Genomic DNA, 13,913 nt, shown 5'->3' with positions numbered 1-13,913 from the left:
GGCCGTCTCCTCAACATCATTCGGTCCAGTCGCGGGCGCAGATGAGACCTGCCGGGGCCCCGCAAGTTCAATCATGCGCGCCCTGGACGAAAATATGCGGTTCGCCAGATGAAGCTCAAGCTAACCCGTCGCAAGCGCCTGGCCCTCAGCCACGATGCGCTCGCGCTCAGCCAGGAGCTTGTCGAAGGTAACCGTGGGCAGCGGACGGCAGAACAGGTAGCCCTGCAACTCATCGCAGCCGTTGGCCTTGAGGAACTGCAGGTGCTGCTCGATCTCCACGCCTTCGGCCACCACGCCGCGCTTGAGGCGGTGGGCCATGTCGATGGTGGCGCGGACAATCGCTTCGTCGTCCGGATCGACACCGATGTTGCGGACGAAGCTCTGGTCGATCTTGATCCGGTCAGCCGGCAGGCGGCGGAGGTAGTCGAGCGACGCGGCGCCGGTACCGAAGTCATCGATGGCGATGCGGCAGCCCATGGCATGCAACGCGTCGAGGGTTTCCACCAGGTGCGGCACCGTCTTCACGCTGATGCTCTCGGTGACCTCGAGCTCGAGCAGCGAGGCATCCAGCCCGGTGTCTTCGAGCGCCCTGGCCACCACGGCCGCCAGGTTGTTCTGCATCAGCTGCACCGCCGACAGGTTCACGCCCAGGCGCAGGCCCATGCCGTAGCGGTCCTCCCAGGCCTTCGCCTGCGCGCACGCGGTGCGCAGCACCCATTCGCCGATCGGCACGATGAGGCCACTGGCTTCCGCCAGCGGAATGAAGAAGCCCGGGCTGATCATCCCGAGCTCGGGATGCTCCCAGCGGACCAGCGCTTCCATGCCCACGATGTCTTCGCTGCCCGCGTCGACCTGCGGCTGGTAGAACACCCGCAACTCGCCGTTGCGCTCGGCATGCCGCAGGCGGGCCTTCAGTTCGCCCTGCTGCTGCTGGGCCGTATCCACGCTGGCCGCGTAGACCTGGTAGTTGTTGCGGCCCAGGCTCTTGGCGCCGTACATGGCCTCGTCGGCGTGGCGCAGTAGGAGCTCGCCCTCGACCGCGTCGTCCGGGAAGAAGGCGATACCCACCGATACCGTTGCCTGGAGCTCGGAGCCGTCGTCGAGATGCAGGGGCACTTCCATCGCCTGCACGATCTTCTCGGCGATGCGCAGCACGTCCTCGCGCTTGATGATGTGGCGCAGCACCAGGGTGAATTCATCGCCCGCGTAACGGGCGACGGTATCCGACCCACGGACGCTCGCGCGCAACCGCCGGGCCACCGCGGAGAGCACCTGGTCACCCACGGCATGGCCGAGGGTTTCGTTGATGCCCTTGAAGCGATCGAGATCGACGAGCAGCACGGCGAACAGTTCGCCGGTACGCGAAGCCTCGCGGATGGTGGTATCGAGGCGATCGTGGAACAACAGGCGGTTCGGCAGGCCGGTCAGCGTATCGACGAGGCCCCGTTCGCGCCCCTGGTCGCGCGCGCGGCGCAGTTCCAGCGCGGCGCTGAAGCGCGCGGAGGCGGCGCGCAGGGCCAGCTCGAAGACCCGGCCGTCGCCGGCGCTGCGCCGACGGCCGGCCAGCATGGCGCCGATCGGGCTGCGCCGCTCATCCAGCAGCGGCAGGAACACGAAAGCGCCGAGGCCCAGTGCTTCGATCAGCGGATCGGCCAGGGGCTGGGCACGACCGTCGCCAAGCCGGACCAGCGCTTCGCCACCCAGGCACTGCCTGAGCAGCGGCAGGTCGGCGGCCTCGGCCCATTCGACCTGGCCCGGACCGTTCCAGATGCGTGCGATGACCTCGGGGCCGGCATCACTCTCCGGCAGCGCGGACCAGATGCCGACGACATCGAGGTCGAGCGCGTCGGCCAGCATCGCAGCGGCCTCGCCCAGGCCTTCGTCATCACTGGGGCACGCATCCAGCACGGAAAGCAGCGAAAGCGCGCGCGCCGCGGAATCGCCTGCGCGCATGTCGCGGAAGGCCACCGCGATACGGTGGCCGCCCTGCCCGTCGAGCAGATGACGGACATCGACCTCCCCGGGAATCTCGATGCCATCGGCTCTGCGCAGCACGCAGGCCATGCCATCGCCATCGGGCATGGGCCACGCCCCACCATCCATCATGCTGAAGACGTCGCGCAGCACCCTGCCCTGCACCGGAGCGTCGTCCGCGCACAGGCGTTGCATGGCGGCACCGGCATCGACAATGCATCCGTCCGCGGCGGAAGCGATCACCCACGCGGCACCCGCGTCGAAGGCGAAACGGAAATCGGCGTTTACCACGGGCGCGGGCGACGGCGCGGTCTCGACGGCCACGGCCATGCGCACACGCTGCGCCAGTTCCGCGCCGATCGCGCTTTCGCGCAGCCAGGCGGAGCCGTCGTCCGGGGCGACGGCCAGCGGGCCATCGGGTACGAGGTACACCACGGGAATGTCGCGATACGCCGCGAAGCTGCGCAACACGCGCATGCCGAGGCGGACATCGTCACTGCCATCGCCGCCCACGACAGCGACCTGCAGCGGCGGCGCATCCGCCAGCAAGGCCTCCAGCTGGAACGCGTCGCGCGCACTGAGCAGCACGAAGCCGCCATCCGCATCGAGGGCGTCGAACACGGCGCGGCGGGTATCGCGGCGCGGGGTAAAGATCAGGACGCCACTAGCGTCGGGGATCTGCATCATCGGTCAGACCACCCAGCGGCCGTCACGAAGGCGCGGCATGACTGCCCGTGCCCCGCGGTCGGCATCCACGCGGACGATGTCGTCATCAAAGGTGGCGAGCAGGCTCGCGCTCGCCCCGAGCAGGACGACGCGACGCACGTGGCCCGTCTGGGCCTTCGCAAGTTGCCGTAAAAGTGCACCGTCTGTCGCGCTCGGGACGCCAGCGGGCATGTCCAGCAGGTACACGCCGAAGTGCAGGCTCTGCAGGATGTAGCGCAGGGCATCGCCCAGGCGGGTGCAGCCGGGTACGCGCATCTGGGCGTCGCGCAGGCTGGTCAGCCCTTCGCCACCGCGCCACAGGTACACGGCCTGGCCGGTGCGCCGGGCCACCAGCCGGAACTGATCGACCAGCAGCGCCTGCTCCTCGGCCTTGAGCGCGACGAGGGGGCCGGCGGCCGAGAGGATGCGGTCGAAGACATCCGTTCCTGCGATGGAATCCACTGGCATCGGCCATCTGGCTACTTGACTGGCGCGCAGTATCGGACCTAAGGGAGCGCAGCGCCAGATGCCCGGGCGGTGATGACCATACGGCGGGGTATCTCGCATTCGGCACGGCGGAAAGGTATGGTGATGCGCTCATTCGCCACGCACGACCGCCATGTTCGAAGGACTCCGATTCAAGCACTGGAAGACCAGCGAAGGCGACGATGGCATCGTCGTCCTCAGCCTCGACCGCGAGGGCAGCAGCGCTAACGCGCTGGCCCGCGAGGTCCTGGATGAGCTGGACACCCTGGTGGAACGCCTGGCCATCGAGGGCCCCAAGGGTGTCGTGATCCACTCGCCGAAGCCGTCCGGCTTCGCCGTGGGTGCCGACATCAGGGAATTCGTCGAGTACGCGCACACCGGCACGGTCCTCGAAAACATCGAGAACGGCCAGCGCATCTTCGAGAACCTCGCCCGCCTGCCGTTCCCGACGGTCGCGGCGATCCACGGCGCCTGCATGGGCGGTGGCACCGAGCTCGCGCTCGCCTGCCGCTACCGCATCGCGGCCGACGACGACGCGACGAAGATCGGCCTGCCTGAAGTCATGCTCGGCATCCATCCCGGCTGGGGCGGCAGCGCCCGCCTGCCGCGCCTGATCGGCGCGCCGGATGCGCTCCCGGCCATGCTGACCGGCAAGCCCTTCAATGCGCGGCGTGCGAAGGCCGTCGGCCTGGTCGATCGCCTGGCCCGCCCCGAGGAGCTCCTCGCCGAGGCCCGCCAACTGGCCCGCCGCCCGCCGCCACGCCCGTTCGCGCTGCGTGCGAAGGCATGGGCCACCAACACCCTGCCCGCGCGGCTGATCCTTGCGCCCATGGTGCGCAAGCAGACCGCGGCCAAGGTGCGCAAGGAACACTACCCGGCCCCGTTCGCGCTCATCGATGTCTGGGCGAACGGCGGCAGCAGCATCCAGCAGCGCCTCAAGCTCGAGGCGAAGTCGGTGGCGAAGCTCGCCACCACGTCCACCGCGCGCAATCTCATCCGTATCTTCTTCCTGCAGGAGCGCCTCAAGGGCCTCGGCGGTGGCATCGATCACGGGATCAAGCACGTCCACGTCGTGGGTGCGGGCACCATGGGTGGCGATATCGCCGCATGGTCGGCCCTGAAGGGCTTCGACGTGACCCTGCAGGATCGCGAACTGCGTTTCATCGAGCCCGCGATCAAGCGCGCCCGCGCCATGTTCGAGAAAAAGCTCAAGGCCGCGGCCAAGGTCGAGGCCGCGAATGCGCGGCTGCGGGCCGATGTCGAAGGCAAGGGCGTGGCCGATGCCGACCTGGCCATCGAAGCCATCTTCGAGAATCCCGAAGCGAAGCACGCGCTGTACGCGGCGATCGAGCCGCAGTTCCAGGCTGACGAGATCCTCGCCAGCAACACCTCGTCGATCCCGCTCGATCAGCTCCGCCAGGGCCTGGCTGCGCCGCAGCGATTCCTGGGCCTGCATTTCTTCAACCCGGTGGCACAGATGCCGCTGGTCGAAGTGGTCCGCCATGACCAGCTCGACCCGGCTATCGAAAAGCGCGCCCTCGCCTTCTGCAAGGCGATCGGCAAGCTCCCGGTGCCGGTCAAGGGGACGCCCGGCTTCCTGGTCAATCGCATCCTCATGCCCTACCTGATGGAAGCGATGCGCCTGTACAACGAAGGCGTCCCGGGCCCGGTGCTTGATCGCGAAGCGAAGAAGTTCGGCATGCCGATGGGCCCGATCGAACTGGCCGATACCGTGGGCCTCGATGTCTGCGCATCGGTGGGCAAGGAACTCGCGCCGTTCCTCGGGCTGGAAGTACCCGCCGGCCTCGAAGAGAAGCTTGCGGCGAACAAGCGCGGCAAGAAGGACGGCGAAGGCCTGTACGTCTGGAAGGAAGGCAAGCCGGACAAGCCGGAGGTCGATCCCGACTACGTGCCGCCGGCCGACCTGCAGGACCGCATGATCCTGCCCATGGTGAACGAAGCCATCGCCTGCCTCGCCGAAGGCGTCGTCGACGACGCCGACCTGCTCGACGCAGGCGTCATCTTCGGTACCGGTTTCGCGCCCTTCCGCGGCGGCCCGATCCAGTACGTGCGCACTGAAGGCGTCGCCGTCGTACGCGAACGCCTGGCGAAGCTTGAGCAGAAGCACGGCGCGCGCTTCGCGAAGAAGGAAGGCTGGGACAACCCGGAACTGGCCACGCCGCCGGCATAACCTGTGGGAGCGCGCTTGCGCGCGCTCCCACAGGCGGTCAGGTCATCACCACATCAGGTCGTCGGGCACGCCATCGTCGGATTCGTTGGGTGCATTCGGGTCGACCAGCAGTGCGATGAATTCCGGCGCGATCTCGCGCAGCGCATCGATCACGGCTTTCTCGACGACGAGGTAACGGCCGCCCTGTTGCACGACCCCCAGTTCGCCTGCATTGATTCGCGCGAGCTGCGCGGCGTCGACATGCACGCGGCGGATCTTCTCGCCGTAGGGGAAGTGGCGCACGTGGTCGGCATCGGCGAGGTTGAGTGCCTTGCCCTTCAATACTTCTTCGACCTTGCGCTTCTTTTCCTTGCGCAGGCGTGCCTGTTCGGCGGCCTCAGCCTCGGCCTGGCGGCGCTCGGTGGCCTCGGTCTGTGCACGCATGGCGTAGGCCTTGGCCAGGTCCATCTCGCCATCCTTACGCGGCGGACGCTGGGCATTGCCCTGGGCGCCCTGCGGACGGCCACCGTGCGGTCGGCCATTCCCCTGTCCGCGACCGGAACCGCCCTGCGCGGGTCGGTTACCGCCCTGGCCGGAGCGATTACCGCCCTGGCCGCCCTGGCCACCGCGGTTGCCACCCTGTGGCCGCTGGCCATCCTTGCCGCCCTGGCGCGGCGGCGGCGCGGACTTACGCGCCTCTTCGCGGATCTCCTTGACGAGGCCGCTCTTCAACAACTGGTCACGCAGGGACTCTGCCATGGTCGGTAAGGCTCTTTACGCGGTATCAGTAATGCGGGGGCGGCGGTTCGACCGCGGGGTCGCCACCCGCGCCGGTGCGCATCGTGGCCAGGTCGGAGCGCATCTCGCGCACGGCGCGCTCGAGGGCATCGAGGCGGCGCGCAAGGTCGGCGTCCGCGGACGAGAGGCCATTCACGGTGTCATCGATGAAGGCGAGGCGCACCTCGAGTTCCATCAGGCGGTCGTCGGCATCAGCCATGCTGCTGGCTTTTCCTGGAAATCAGTCGCCGATTGTAGTCCAACGATGCGCTGCCAGGACAAAAAGAAGGGGCGCCGAAGCGCCCCTCTCATGCAGATAAGCCGCGAAGCGGATTATTTGCCACCCTGCGGAGCCGGGGCGCCAGCGCCCGGGCCCTGGCCGGCCGGGGTCGGGCCGGTCTTCAGGAGTTCGACGTCGAAGATGATCGTCGCGTTCGGCGGGAAGCCGTTTTCCGGCTTGGCGCCATAAGCGATGTTCGACGGGATGAAGAGCTTGTACTTGCCGCCGGTCTGCATGAGCTGCAGGCCTTCGCGGAAACCCGGGATGACCGCGGCGAGCGGGATCTGGGCCGGGCCGGCCGGCTGGTGGTCGGCCGAGGAGTCGAACTTCTCGCCGTTCACGAAGGTGCCGGTGTAGTTGATGGTGACCGTGTCGTTCGGACCCGGACGCTGGCCGGTACCGGCCTGGACGACCGTGTACTGCAGGCCCGAGGCCGTGGTCTTCACGCCGGCAGCCGACTTGTTCTTGGCCAGGAAGGCATCGCCTTCCGACTTGTTCTGGCTCGCCACCTTGTTGTACTCGGCTTCGGCCTTGACCTTCAGCTGGGCCACGAAGGCTTCGCGCGTGGTCTTGGCTTCGGCTTCGCTCATGGTCGGCTTCTGGCCGGACAGGGCAGCCTGCAGGGCCTTGGCGACGGTAGCCGGGTCGACTTCGCGCGCGACGAGCGGCGGAAGCGAGCTGGCAAGGTCCCAACCCACGACATAGCTGGCCTTCTGCTTATCGACGCCGCCCGCGGGGGCAGCTGCCGGCTTGGCAGCCTGGGCGGATGCGCCCGCGGCCGCACCCAGCGAAACCGCCAGGGCGACGGCCATCATCGTGGGACGCAAAAAGTGCTTCATTCGTTACTCCCTCTCTTTGGAGAAAATCGGCGAGGCCGCCGTGTGCACCTCCGTGTGGAGGCGGAATCGCCATTGTGCTGTGCTTCGCGCCCCGCTTGCAATGACGGTGGCAGAGACAAGGTTTCATACGAAAAGTTCATGGACCTTTCGTGAATTCGTCCGGTTTACTCCCCGTGGCCCTGGCCCGGCTTGTCCAGGGTATCGCGCAGGGCGGCCTGGAGACGGGCGTGCACCTGCACCAGGACCCGCCAGAGCAGCCAGGTCAGGCCGATCCCGATCAGTATCAGTACCGCTGCGACTTCGCGCGGCGGCAGGATCGTGGAGGCCAGGGCAGCCACCAGCAGCCCGAGGATCAACATGACCACCACCGGAATGATCCGGCCCAGCACGGCCCGGATCCGGTAGGTGCGCGCGCCGAACCGGTCGGGGATGCTCAGTTCCGCCAGCAACATGCCCAGCGCGCCCGCCTTGCGGTAGGCGGCCACCACCATGGGTAGCGACACCAGCGCGGCCACGGACCACGCGAGGCTGCGCCGCACGACCGGGTTGTCACTGAAGAGATCCAGGTGCATGAAGCCACGGCGGTAGGCGAACGCCGTGCCGATGAAGACGGCGATGACCAGCGCCATGTTGATGATCACGTGCCAGACGAGGCGCCGGATCATCTTCATCACGATGGCGCCCTGCCCCTGCAGGCCAAGGTTGCCCATCCACTCCGTGTACGCGCCGAACACGCCCGTCACCCGCGCGGGCAGCACCCGCCCCAGCCCCGTGGCGAGTGGGTCGGACAGGCGGATCAGGTAAGGCGTGAGGAAGGTGGTGATCGCGGATACCGCCACGGCCACCGGATAGAGGAAGTTGCTCGTGACCTTCAGGCTGAGGCCCAGCGTGGCGATGACGAAGGAGAATTCGCCGATCTGCGCCAGGCCCATGCCCACCCGCAGCGAGGTTCGCCCGTCGTTGCCGGCCACGAAGCTGCCGAAGCTGCAGGTCACTACCTTCCCCAGGACCACGGCGATCGTCACGATGGTGATCGGCCACGCGTATTCGGCGAGCAACGCCGGGTCGATCAGCATGCCGATCGCGACGAAGAAGATGGCGCTGAACATGTCGCGCACCGGCATGATGATGCGCTCGATACGAGCGACGCTCTCCGCCTCGGCCACGATCGCGCCGATCATGAAGGCGCCCAGCGCGACGCTGTAGCCGAGCTCGGTCACCAGCAGGCAGAAGCCGAAGCAGATGCCGAGCACGGCGATCAGCAGCACATCGTTACGGCTCACCCGCGCGATGTAATCCACCACCCGCGGCACCAGCAGCAACCCGACCACGAGCGAGACCGCCATGAACAGGCCAAGCCGCCCCACCGCGGCGAGCGCCTGCTCCGCCTCCAGGCCGCCGGTGCTGGCGATACCGGTGAGCAGCGCCATCAGCACGATGGCGAGCAGGTCCTCCACGATGAGGATGCCGAACATCAGCTGGGCGAAACGCTCGCGCTTGAGGTTCAGGTCCTCCAGCGCCTTCATGATGATGGTCGTCGACGAGATCGACAGCATGGCGCCGAGGAACAGCGAATCCATCGTGCTCCAGCCGAAGAAGCGACCGATCTCGTAACCGATCCACACCATCAGCACGATCTCGGCAAAGGCGGCCACCAGGGCCGCGCCGCCGACCGCGCGCAGTTTCTTCAGGCTGAACTCGAGGCCGAGCGCGAAGAGCAGCAGGATCATGCCCAGCTCGGAGAGCGTGCGGATCGTCTCTTCTTCGTGGATGAAGATGAAGGGGAACGTGTGCGGGCCGATGAGCAGGCCCGCGATGATGTAGCCGAGCACGACCGGCTGGCGAAGGCGCTGGAACAGCACCGTGGTAAGGCCAGCCACCAGCATCACGGTGGCGAGGTCCTGGATGAAAACGATGCCGTGCATGCCTTTCCCTGTGTGTATGAGGGGACAGGTTAACCCGCACGAACTTCCGAAAACATGTCCGCGTCCATGCAGTGGTCAAACACTGACCAGACCCCTGAAATCCACGATTCACGCAAGTCCGTGCCCTGCATGGTTATTCTGAAATTGTCGAAAATAATTTAAAAAAAAATGTAACGAATGCTTGACGGACTGGGGGTTCGGACGTAATCTTTGCGGCTTCCAGCAGGGGGCCATAGCTCAGCTGGGAGAGCGCCTGCATGGCATGCAGGAGGTCGCCGGTTCGATCCCGGCTGGCTCCACCAACTTCTAGTACGTCCCCATCGTCTAGAGGCCTAGGACATCACCCTTTCACGGTGGCGACCGGGGTTCGAATCCCCGTGGGGACGCCACTTTCCGGTCCGCCGGTTAGTGTAATGGATGTAGAAGTTGGTAGTTGTTGGAAGTTGGAAAACTAGTGTGGAGCGGTAGTTCAGTCGGTTAGAATGCTGGCCTGTCACGCCGGAGGTCGCGGGTTCGAGTCCCGTCCGCTCCGCCACTTTCCAAAGAAGAATCCGCCATCTGGCGGATTTTTTTTGCCTGGAATTTACCGGGTCGCCTGGGGTCTCATTGGGCCAGGTACCGCTGTGGGAGTGAGCTTGCGAACGAGCTCTTCCGCGGGCCTATCGCGTGCAAGCACGCTCCCACGGGCACCCGCCCGCGATCAGGCTCCCTCGACCCTGGCCAACGTCCCGATCGAGTGGCCCTGCTCCGCCAGGTACTCCAGCCAGCGGCTGAGGAACCCATTCATGCGCAGGCGGTGCTGCAGGACCGTGTCCGCCGGCGGGAAAGGGCCAAGCACCTGCCAGAGCTTGCGCCCGGGGTGGCAATGCAGGGCCTCGGCCACGTGGGCGTCGGTATACATGCGCAGCTGCGCCGAGGGCGAAGGCTGGCCGGTGGCTTCATCCACGAAATCGTAGGTGAGCTCCAGCTCCAGCGTGTACGGGTGCTTTTCCTGGATTTCCAGCCGCACGTTCAGGCCGTCGTCCACATCGGACAGATAGACGCCCGGTTCCAGCCGCTGCGGGGCGAACAGCCGCGCGAGCCGGTGGTAGTTCTCCGAATACAGCCCCATCAGGAATTCGAAGCGTCCCGGGATGAGTGAGGCTGGGCGTTCGAGGATGGCGGTCATAAGCGGGGTCGGTCTCCGTCAATGTCTCTGGTTAATACATGTGCCGTTCGATGCCGAGGTACTCGAAGATCTTGCTCGAGATTTCCTCGATCGAGGTGTGCGTCGTGTTGAGGACCGGGATGTTCTCCCGGCGCATCAGGCGATCCGCCTGCTCCAGCTCCCAACGGCACTGCTTCAGCGTGGCGTAGCGGCTGCCGGGTCGGCGCTGCTCACGGATCTGGGCCAGGCGGTTGGGGTCGATCGTCAGGCCGAACAGCCTGCTGCGGTAAGGACGGAGACGCATCGGCAGTTCGAGCTTGTCGAGGTCGTCGTCCGTGAGGGGGTAATTGGCGGCACACACGCCGTAATGCAAGGCCATGTACAGGCAGGTCGGGGTCTTGCCCGATCGCGACACGCCCACGAGCACCACATCGGACTGGTTGTAATCCACGTCCAGGCCGTCATCGTGGGCCAGGGCGTAGTTCGTCGCCTCGATCCGCGCCTCGTAACGCGCCGAATCCACCAGGCCATGGGAACGGTTCACCGCACCCGACTGCTTGACGCCCAGCTCGTGCTCCAGCGGATCGATGAAGGGCGCGAACACGTCGAGCATCAGTGCCCCGCTACCGGCGACGATATCGCACAGCGCCTTCGAGGTCATGGTGTTGACGACGATCGGGCGCTGCCCGTCCTGCGCGTATTTGGTCTTGATGCGCAGGGCCGCCGATTCCGCCTTGGCCGGGTTATCGATGAACGGCAGCCTGTGGGTATCGAATTCCACCCCGTCGAACTGGGTAAGCATGCTGTTGCCGATGGTCTCGGCGGTAATGCCGGTGGAATCGGATATGAAAAAGACGGTGCGCCGCATCGGACGGTTTCCCTGGGTTGGTTCCATGACTCCCACCTTAAGACCAATACGCCGTCATAACCATCCACCCCCCATTATCACGAGGGAAATGATGCAACGCCCCTTGTGCATCGACCATACCACCGCGACAATGCGCCGGTTTTTATACCAGCGCGGCCCGCCGCCCAACCGATGTGAGGATCTTCCTTTGAGCGACCTGGTACTTTGGCTCGACGCGCTACGCATGACCGACCTGGGCAAGGTAGGCGGCAAGAACGCCTCCCTTGGCGAAATGATCGGCAACCTGGCGAAACTGGGCGTCTCCGTCCCCGGTGGCTTTGCCACCACGGCCGACGCCTTCCAGACCTACCTTGAAAAGAGCGGCCTCGCGAAGCGGATCCAGGAACGCCTGGCCACGCTCGACGTGGATGACGTGGATGAGCTCACCCGCGGCGGCAAGGAAATCCGCGGCTGGATCGTCGATACCGCCCTGCCCGCCGACCTCGAGCAGGCCATCCGCGACGCGTACATCAAGCTCTGCAAGGACGCCGGCGCCACCGATATCGCCGTGGCCGTGCGCTCCTCCGCCACCGCCGAAGACCTGCCCGACGCCTCGTTCGCCGGCCAGCAGGAGACCTTCCTCAACGTCGTGGGCATCGACGACGTGCTGCACAAGGTCAAGGAAGTCTTCGCCTCGCTGTACAACGACCGCGCCATCGCCTACCGCGTGCACCAGGGCTTCAAGCACGAGGACGTGTTCCTGTCCGCCGGCGTGCAGCTCATGGTCCGCTCCGATGTCGGCGCGTCGGGCGTGCTGTTCACCCTCGACACCGAATCCGGATTCCGCGACGTGGTGTTCGTCACCGGCTCGTACGGCCTGGGCGAAATGGTCGTCCAGGGTGCCGTGAACCCTGACGAGTTCTACGTGTTCAAGCCGACCCTGCGCGCCGGCAAGCCGGCCGTGCTCCGCCGCAGCCTCGGTGCCAAGCAGCAGCGCATGGTCTATTCCGACCAGCCGGGCGAGCGCGTACGCATCGAGGAGACGCCTTCCACCCTGCGCCACCAGTTCTGCATCGTCGATGCCGATGTCGAGGAGCTCTCGCGCCAGGCACTCATCATCGAGAAGCACTACGGCCGCCCGATGGATATCGAGTGGGCGAAGGATGGCAACACCGGCAAGCTCTACATCGTGCAGGCCCGCCCCGAAACGGTGAAGTCGCGTTCGCATGCCACCACCCTCGAGCGCTTCCAGCTCAACGAGAAGGGCAAGGTGCTGACCGAGGGCCGTGCCATCGGCCAGAAGATCGGCTCGGGCAAGGCGCGCGTCATCAAGTCGCTGGCCGACATGAACAAGGTGCAGCCCGGCGATGTGCTCGTGGCCGACATGACCGATCCCGACTGGGAGCCGGTGATGAAGCGTGCCGCGGCGATCGTCACCAACCGTGGCGGCCGCACCTGCCACGCGGCGATCATCGCCCGTGAGCTGGGCGTGCCGGCCGTGGTCGGTTGCGGCAACGCACTGCAGACCATCCCGGACGGCGCCGACGTCACCGTCTCCTGCGCGGAAGGCGATACCGGCACGATCTACGAAGGCATCCTGAAGTTCGATCGCATCACCGCCGACCTGGGCGCGATGCCGGAAGCCCCGCTCAAGATCATGATGAACGTGGCCAACCCCGAGCGCGCCTTCGACTTCGGCATGCTGCCGAACGGCGGCATCGGCCTGGCCCGCCTCGAGATGATCATCGCCAGCCACATCGGCGTGCACCCGAAGGCGCTGCTGGAATACGCGAAGCAGGATCTGGAGACGAAGGCCCGCATCGATGCGCGCATCGCCGGTTACAAGGATCCGGTGTCGTTCTACACGGATCGCCTTGGCGAAGGCATCGCCACCATCGCCGCCTCGGTATACCCGAAGCCGGTGATCGTGCGCCTGTCGGACTTCAAGTCGAACGAGTACGCCGGCCTGCTCGGCGGCTCGCGTTACGAGCCGCACGAAGAAAACCCGATGATCGGCTACCGCGGCGCCAGCCGTTACGTCTCGGCGGATTTCGCCGAATCGTTCGCGCTGGAGTGCAAGGCCGTGAAGTACGTGCGCGAGACCATGGGCCTCGACAACGTATGGGTCATGATCCCGTTCGTGCGCACGCTGGATGAAGGCCGCAAGGTCATCGAGGTGCTGCGGAAGAACGGCCTCGTGCAGGGCGAGAACGACCTGAAGGTCATCATGATGTGCGAGGTGCCGTCCAACGCGCTGCTCGCGGATGAGTTCCTCGACATCTTCGATGGCTTCTCGATTGGCTCCAACGACCTCACCCAGCTCACCCTGGGCCTGGACCGTGACTCGAGCATCGTGGCCAACCTGTTCGACGAACGCGACCCCGCGGTGAAGAAGCTGCTGGCGCTGGCGATCAAGACGGCACGTGAAAAGGGCAAGTACGTCGGCATCTGCGGCCAGGGCCCGTCCGACCACCCGGATCTTGCCGAGTGGCTGATGGAACAGGGCATCGAATCGGTATCGCTGAACCCGGATACCGTCGTCGATACCTGGCTGCGCCTGGCGAAGAAAAAGGCGGGCTAATCAGAAAGGGCGGGATCAACCCCGCCCTTTTTTTGTATGTGGGAGCGGGGGGGGGGGGGGGGGGGGGTGGCGCCGGCGCCCCCCCCCGCCCCCCCGCCGGGCCCCACCCCTATTTATGAAGGGCGTGCAGCAGCGGGGCGGGCCGGGGGGGGGATGGTAACTAGTGGTTGGGGTTATTTGGT

At 66.1% G+C, this 13,913-nt stretch carries 10 protein-coding genes and 3 tRNA genes; 5 read left to right on the top strand and 8 right to left on the bottom strand.

What is annotated here, in order from left to right:
* Positions 1 to 120: 120 nt before the first annotated feature.
* Positions 121 to 2,661 carry a putative bifunctional diguanylate cyclase/phosphodiesterase gene (locus ACZ6YI_RS18315; protein ID WP_465779906.1) on the bottom strand — a complete coding sequence of 847 codons (2,541 nt, stop codon included), beginning with the start codon at positions 2,659 to 2,661 and terminating at the stop codon, positions 121 to 123.
* A gap of 3 nt (positions 2,662 to 2,664) precedes the next feature.
* On the bottom strand, positions 2,665 to 3,147 hold the full coding sequence (locus ACZ6YI_RS18310) for a hypothetical protein (protein WP_465779905.1): 483 nt from the start codon (positions 3,145 to 3,147) through the stop codon (positions 2,665 to 2,667).
* A gap of 151 nt (positions 3,148 to 3,298) precedes the next feature.
* Between ACZ6YI_RS18310 and ACZ6YI_RS18305 the strand changes: the two genes are divergently transcribed.
* The gene (locus ACZ6YI_RS18305) at positions 3,299 to 5,356 is read left to right on the top strand and encodes a 3-hydroxyacyl-CoA dehydrogenase NAD-binding domain-containing protein (RefSeq protein ID WP_465779904.1); all 2,058 of its coding nucleotides are present in this window, start codon (positions 3,299 to 3,301) and stop codon (positions 5,354 to 5,356) included.
* Positions 5,357 to 5,401: 45 nt separating this feature from the next.
* Here ACZ6YI_RS18305 and ACZ6YI_RS18300 read toward each other — a convergent pair whose 3' ends face one another.
* The 4 genes from ACZ6YI_RS18300 to ACZ6YI_RS18285 all read right to left on the bottom strand — a co-directional run bounded on the left by ACZ6YI_RS18300 (position 5,402) and on the right by ACZ6YI_RS18285 (position 9,156).
* Positions 5,402 to 6,094 carry a DUF2058 family protein gene (locus tag ACZ6YI_RS18300; protein WP_465779903.1) on the bottom strand — a complete coding sequence of 231 codons (693 nt, stop codon included), beginning with the start codon at positions 6,092 to 6,094 and terminating at the stop codon, positions 5,402 to 5,404.
* Between the two features lie 25 nt (positions 6,095 to 6,119).
* Positions 6,120 to 6,332: a SlyX family protein gene (locus ACZ6YI_RS18295; protein ID WP_440327309.1), complete on the bottom strand. Its 213-nt coding sequence runs from the start codon at positions 6,330 to 6,332 to the stop codon at positions 6,120 to 6,122.
* Between the two features lie 113 nt (positions 6,333 to 6,445).
* Positions 6,446 to 7,231, bottom strand: a complete 786-nt coding sequence (locus ACZ6YI_RS18290; protein ID WP_465779902.1) for an FKBP-type peptidyl-prolyl cis-trans isomerase — start codon at positions 7,229 to 7,231, stop codon at positions 6,446 to 6,448.
* Between the two features lie 164 nt (positions 7,232 to 7,395).
* Complete coding sequence (locus tag ACZ6YI_RS18285) at positions 7,396 to 9,156, bottom strand: cation:proton antiporter (RefSeq protein ID WP_465779901.1); 1,761 nt, start codon at positions 9,154 to 9,156, stop codon at positions 7,396 to 7,398.
* Between the two features lie 226 nt (positions 9,157 to 9,382).
* Here ACZ6YI_RS18285 and ACZ6YI_RS18280 point away from each other — a divergent pair.
* From ACZ6YI_RS18280 to ACZ6YI_RS18270, 3 genes are all read left to right on the top strand, one after another.
* Positions 9,383 to 9,458 (top strand) — tRNA-Ala (locus tag ACZ6YI_RS18280).
* An 11-nt stretch (positions 9,459 to 9,469) separates the two neighbouring features.
* Positions 9,470 to 9,545 (top strand) — tRNA-Glu (locus ACZ6YI_RS18275).
* A gap of 69 nt (positions 9,546 to 9,614) precedes the next feature.
* Positions 9,615 to 9,691, top strand: a tRNA-Asp gene (locus tag ACZ6YI_RS18270).
* A 165-nt stretch (positions 9,692 to 9,856) separates the two neighbouring features.
* Here ACZ6YI_RS18270 and ACZ6YI_RS18265 read toward each other — a convergent pair.
* Together ACZ6YI_RS18265 and ppsR are read right to left on the bottom strand one after the other, a co-directional pair.
* A complete protein-coding gene (locus ACZ6YI_RS18265; protein ID WP_465779900.1) occupies positions 9,857 to 10,324 on the bottom strand; it encodes a DUF1249 domain-containing protein in 468 nt (155 codons plus the stop codon).
* A gap of 31 nt (positions 10,325 to 10,355) precedes the next feature.
* Positions 10,356 to 11,171, bottom strand: a complete 816-nt coding sequence (gene ppsR, locus ACZ6YI_RS18260) for a posphoenolpyruvate synthetase regulatory kinase/phosphorylase PpsR (protein WP_045829776.1) — start codon at positions 11,169 to 11,171, stop codon at positions 10,356 to 10,358.
* 187 nt (positions 11,172 to 11,358) lie between these two features.
* Between ppsR and ppsA the strand changes: the two genes are divergently transcribed.
* Entirely contained in the window at positions 11,359 to 13,731 is a 2,373-nt protein-coding gene (gene ppsA / locus ACZ6YI_RS18255; RefSeq protein ID WP_465779899.1) for a phosphoenolpyruvate synthase, read from the top strand.
* The last annotated feature ends 182 nt before the right edge of the window (positions 13,732 to 13,913 follow it).

The sequence above is a fragment of the Luteibacter sp. NPDC104163 genome (assembly GCF_055584245.1).
The sequence above is the reverse complement of the archived record's forward strand: the minus strand, read 5'-3'. Positions and strand labels throughout refer to the sequence as shown.

Excerpts from the sequence above, each read along its gene's own strand:
- ACZ6YI_RS18315 (WP_465779906.1), bottom strand. The coding sequence starts at position 2,661 with ATGATGCAGATCCCCGACGCTAGTGGCGTCCTGATCTTTACCCCGCGC.
- ACZ6YI_RS18310 (WP_465779905.1), bottom strand. The coding sequence starts at position 3,147 with ATGCCAGTGGATTCCATCGCAGGAACGGATGTCTTCGACCGCATCCTC.
- ACZ6YI_RS18305 (WP_465779904.1), top strand. The coding sequence starts at position 3,299 with ATGTTCGAAGGACTCCGATTCAAGCACTGGAAGACCAGCGAAGGCGAC.
- ACZ6YI_RS18300 (WP_465779903.1), bottom strand. The coding sequence starts at position 6,094 with ATGGCAGAGTCCCTGCGTGACCAGTTGTTGAAGAGCGGCCTCGTCAAG.
- ACZ6YI_RS18295 (WP_440327309.1), bottom strand. The coding sequence starts at position 6,332 with ATGGCTGATGCCGACGACCGCCTGATGGAACTCGAGGTGCGCCTCGCC.
- ACZ6YI_RS18290 (WP_465779902.1), bottom strand. The coding sequence starts at position 7,231 with ATGAAGCACTTTTTGCGTCCCACGATGATGGCCGTCGCCCTGGCGGTT.
- ACZ6YI_RS18285 (WP_465779901.1), bottom strand. The coding sequence starts at position 9,156 with ATGCACGGCATCGTTTTCATCCAGGACCTCGCCACCGTGATGCTGGTG.
- ACZ6YI_RS18265 (WP_465779900.1), bottom strand. The coding sequence starts at position 10,324 with ATGACCGCCATCCTCGAACGCCCAGCCTCACTCATCCCGGGACGCTTC.
- ppsR (WP_045829776.1), bottom strand. The coding sequence starts at position 11,171 with ATGCGGCGCACCGTCTTTTTCATATCCGATTCCACCGGCATTACCGCC.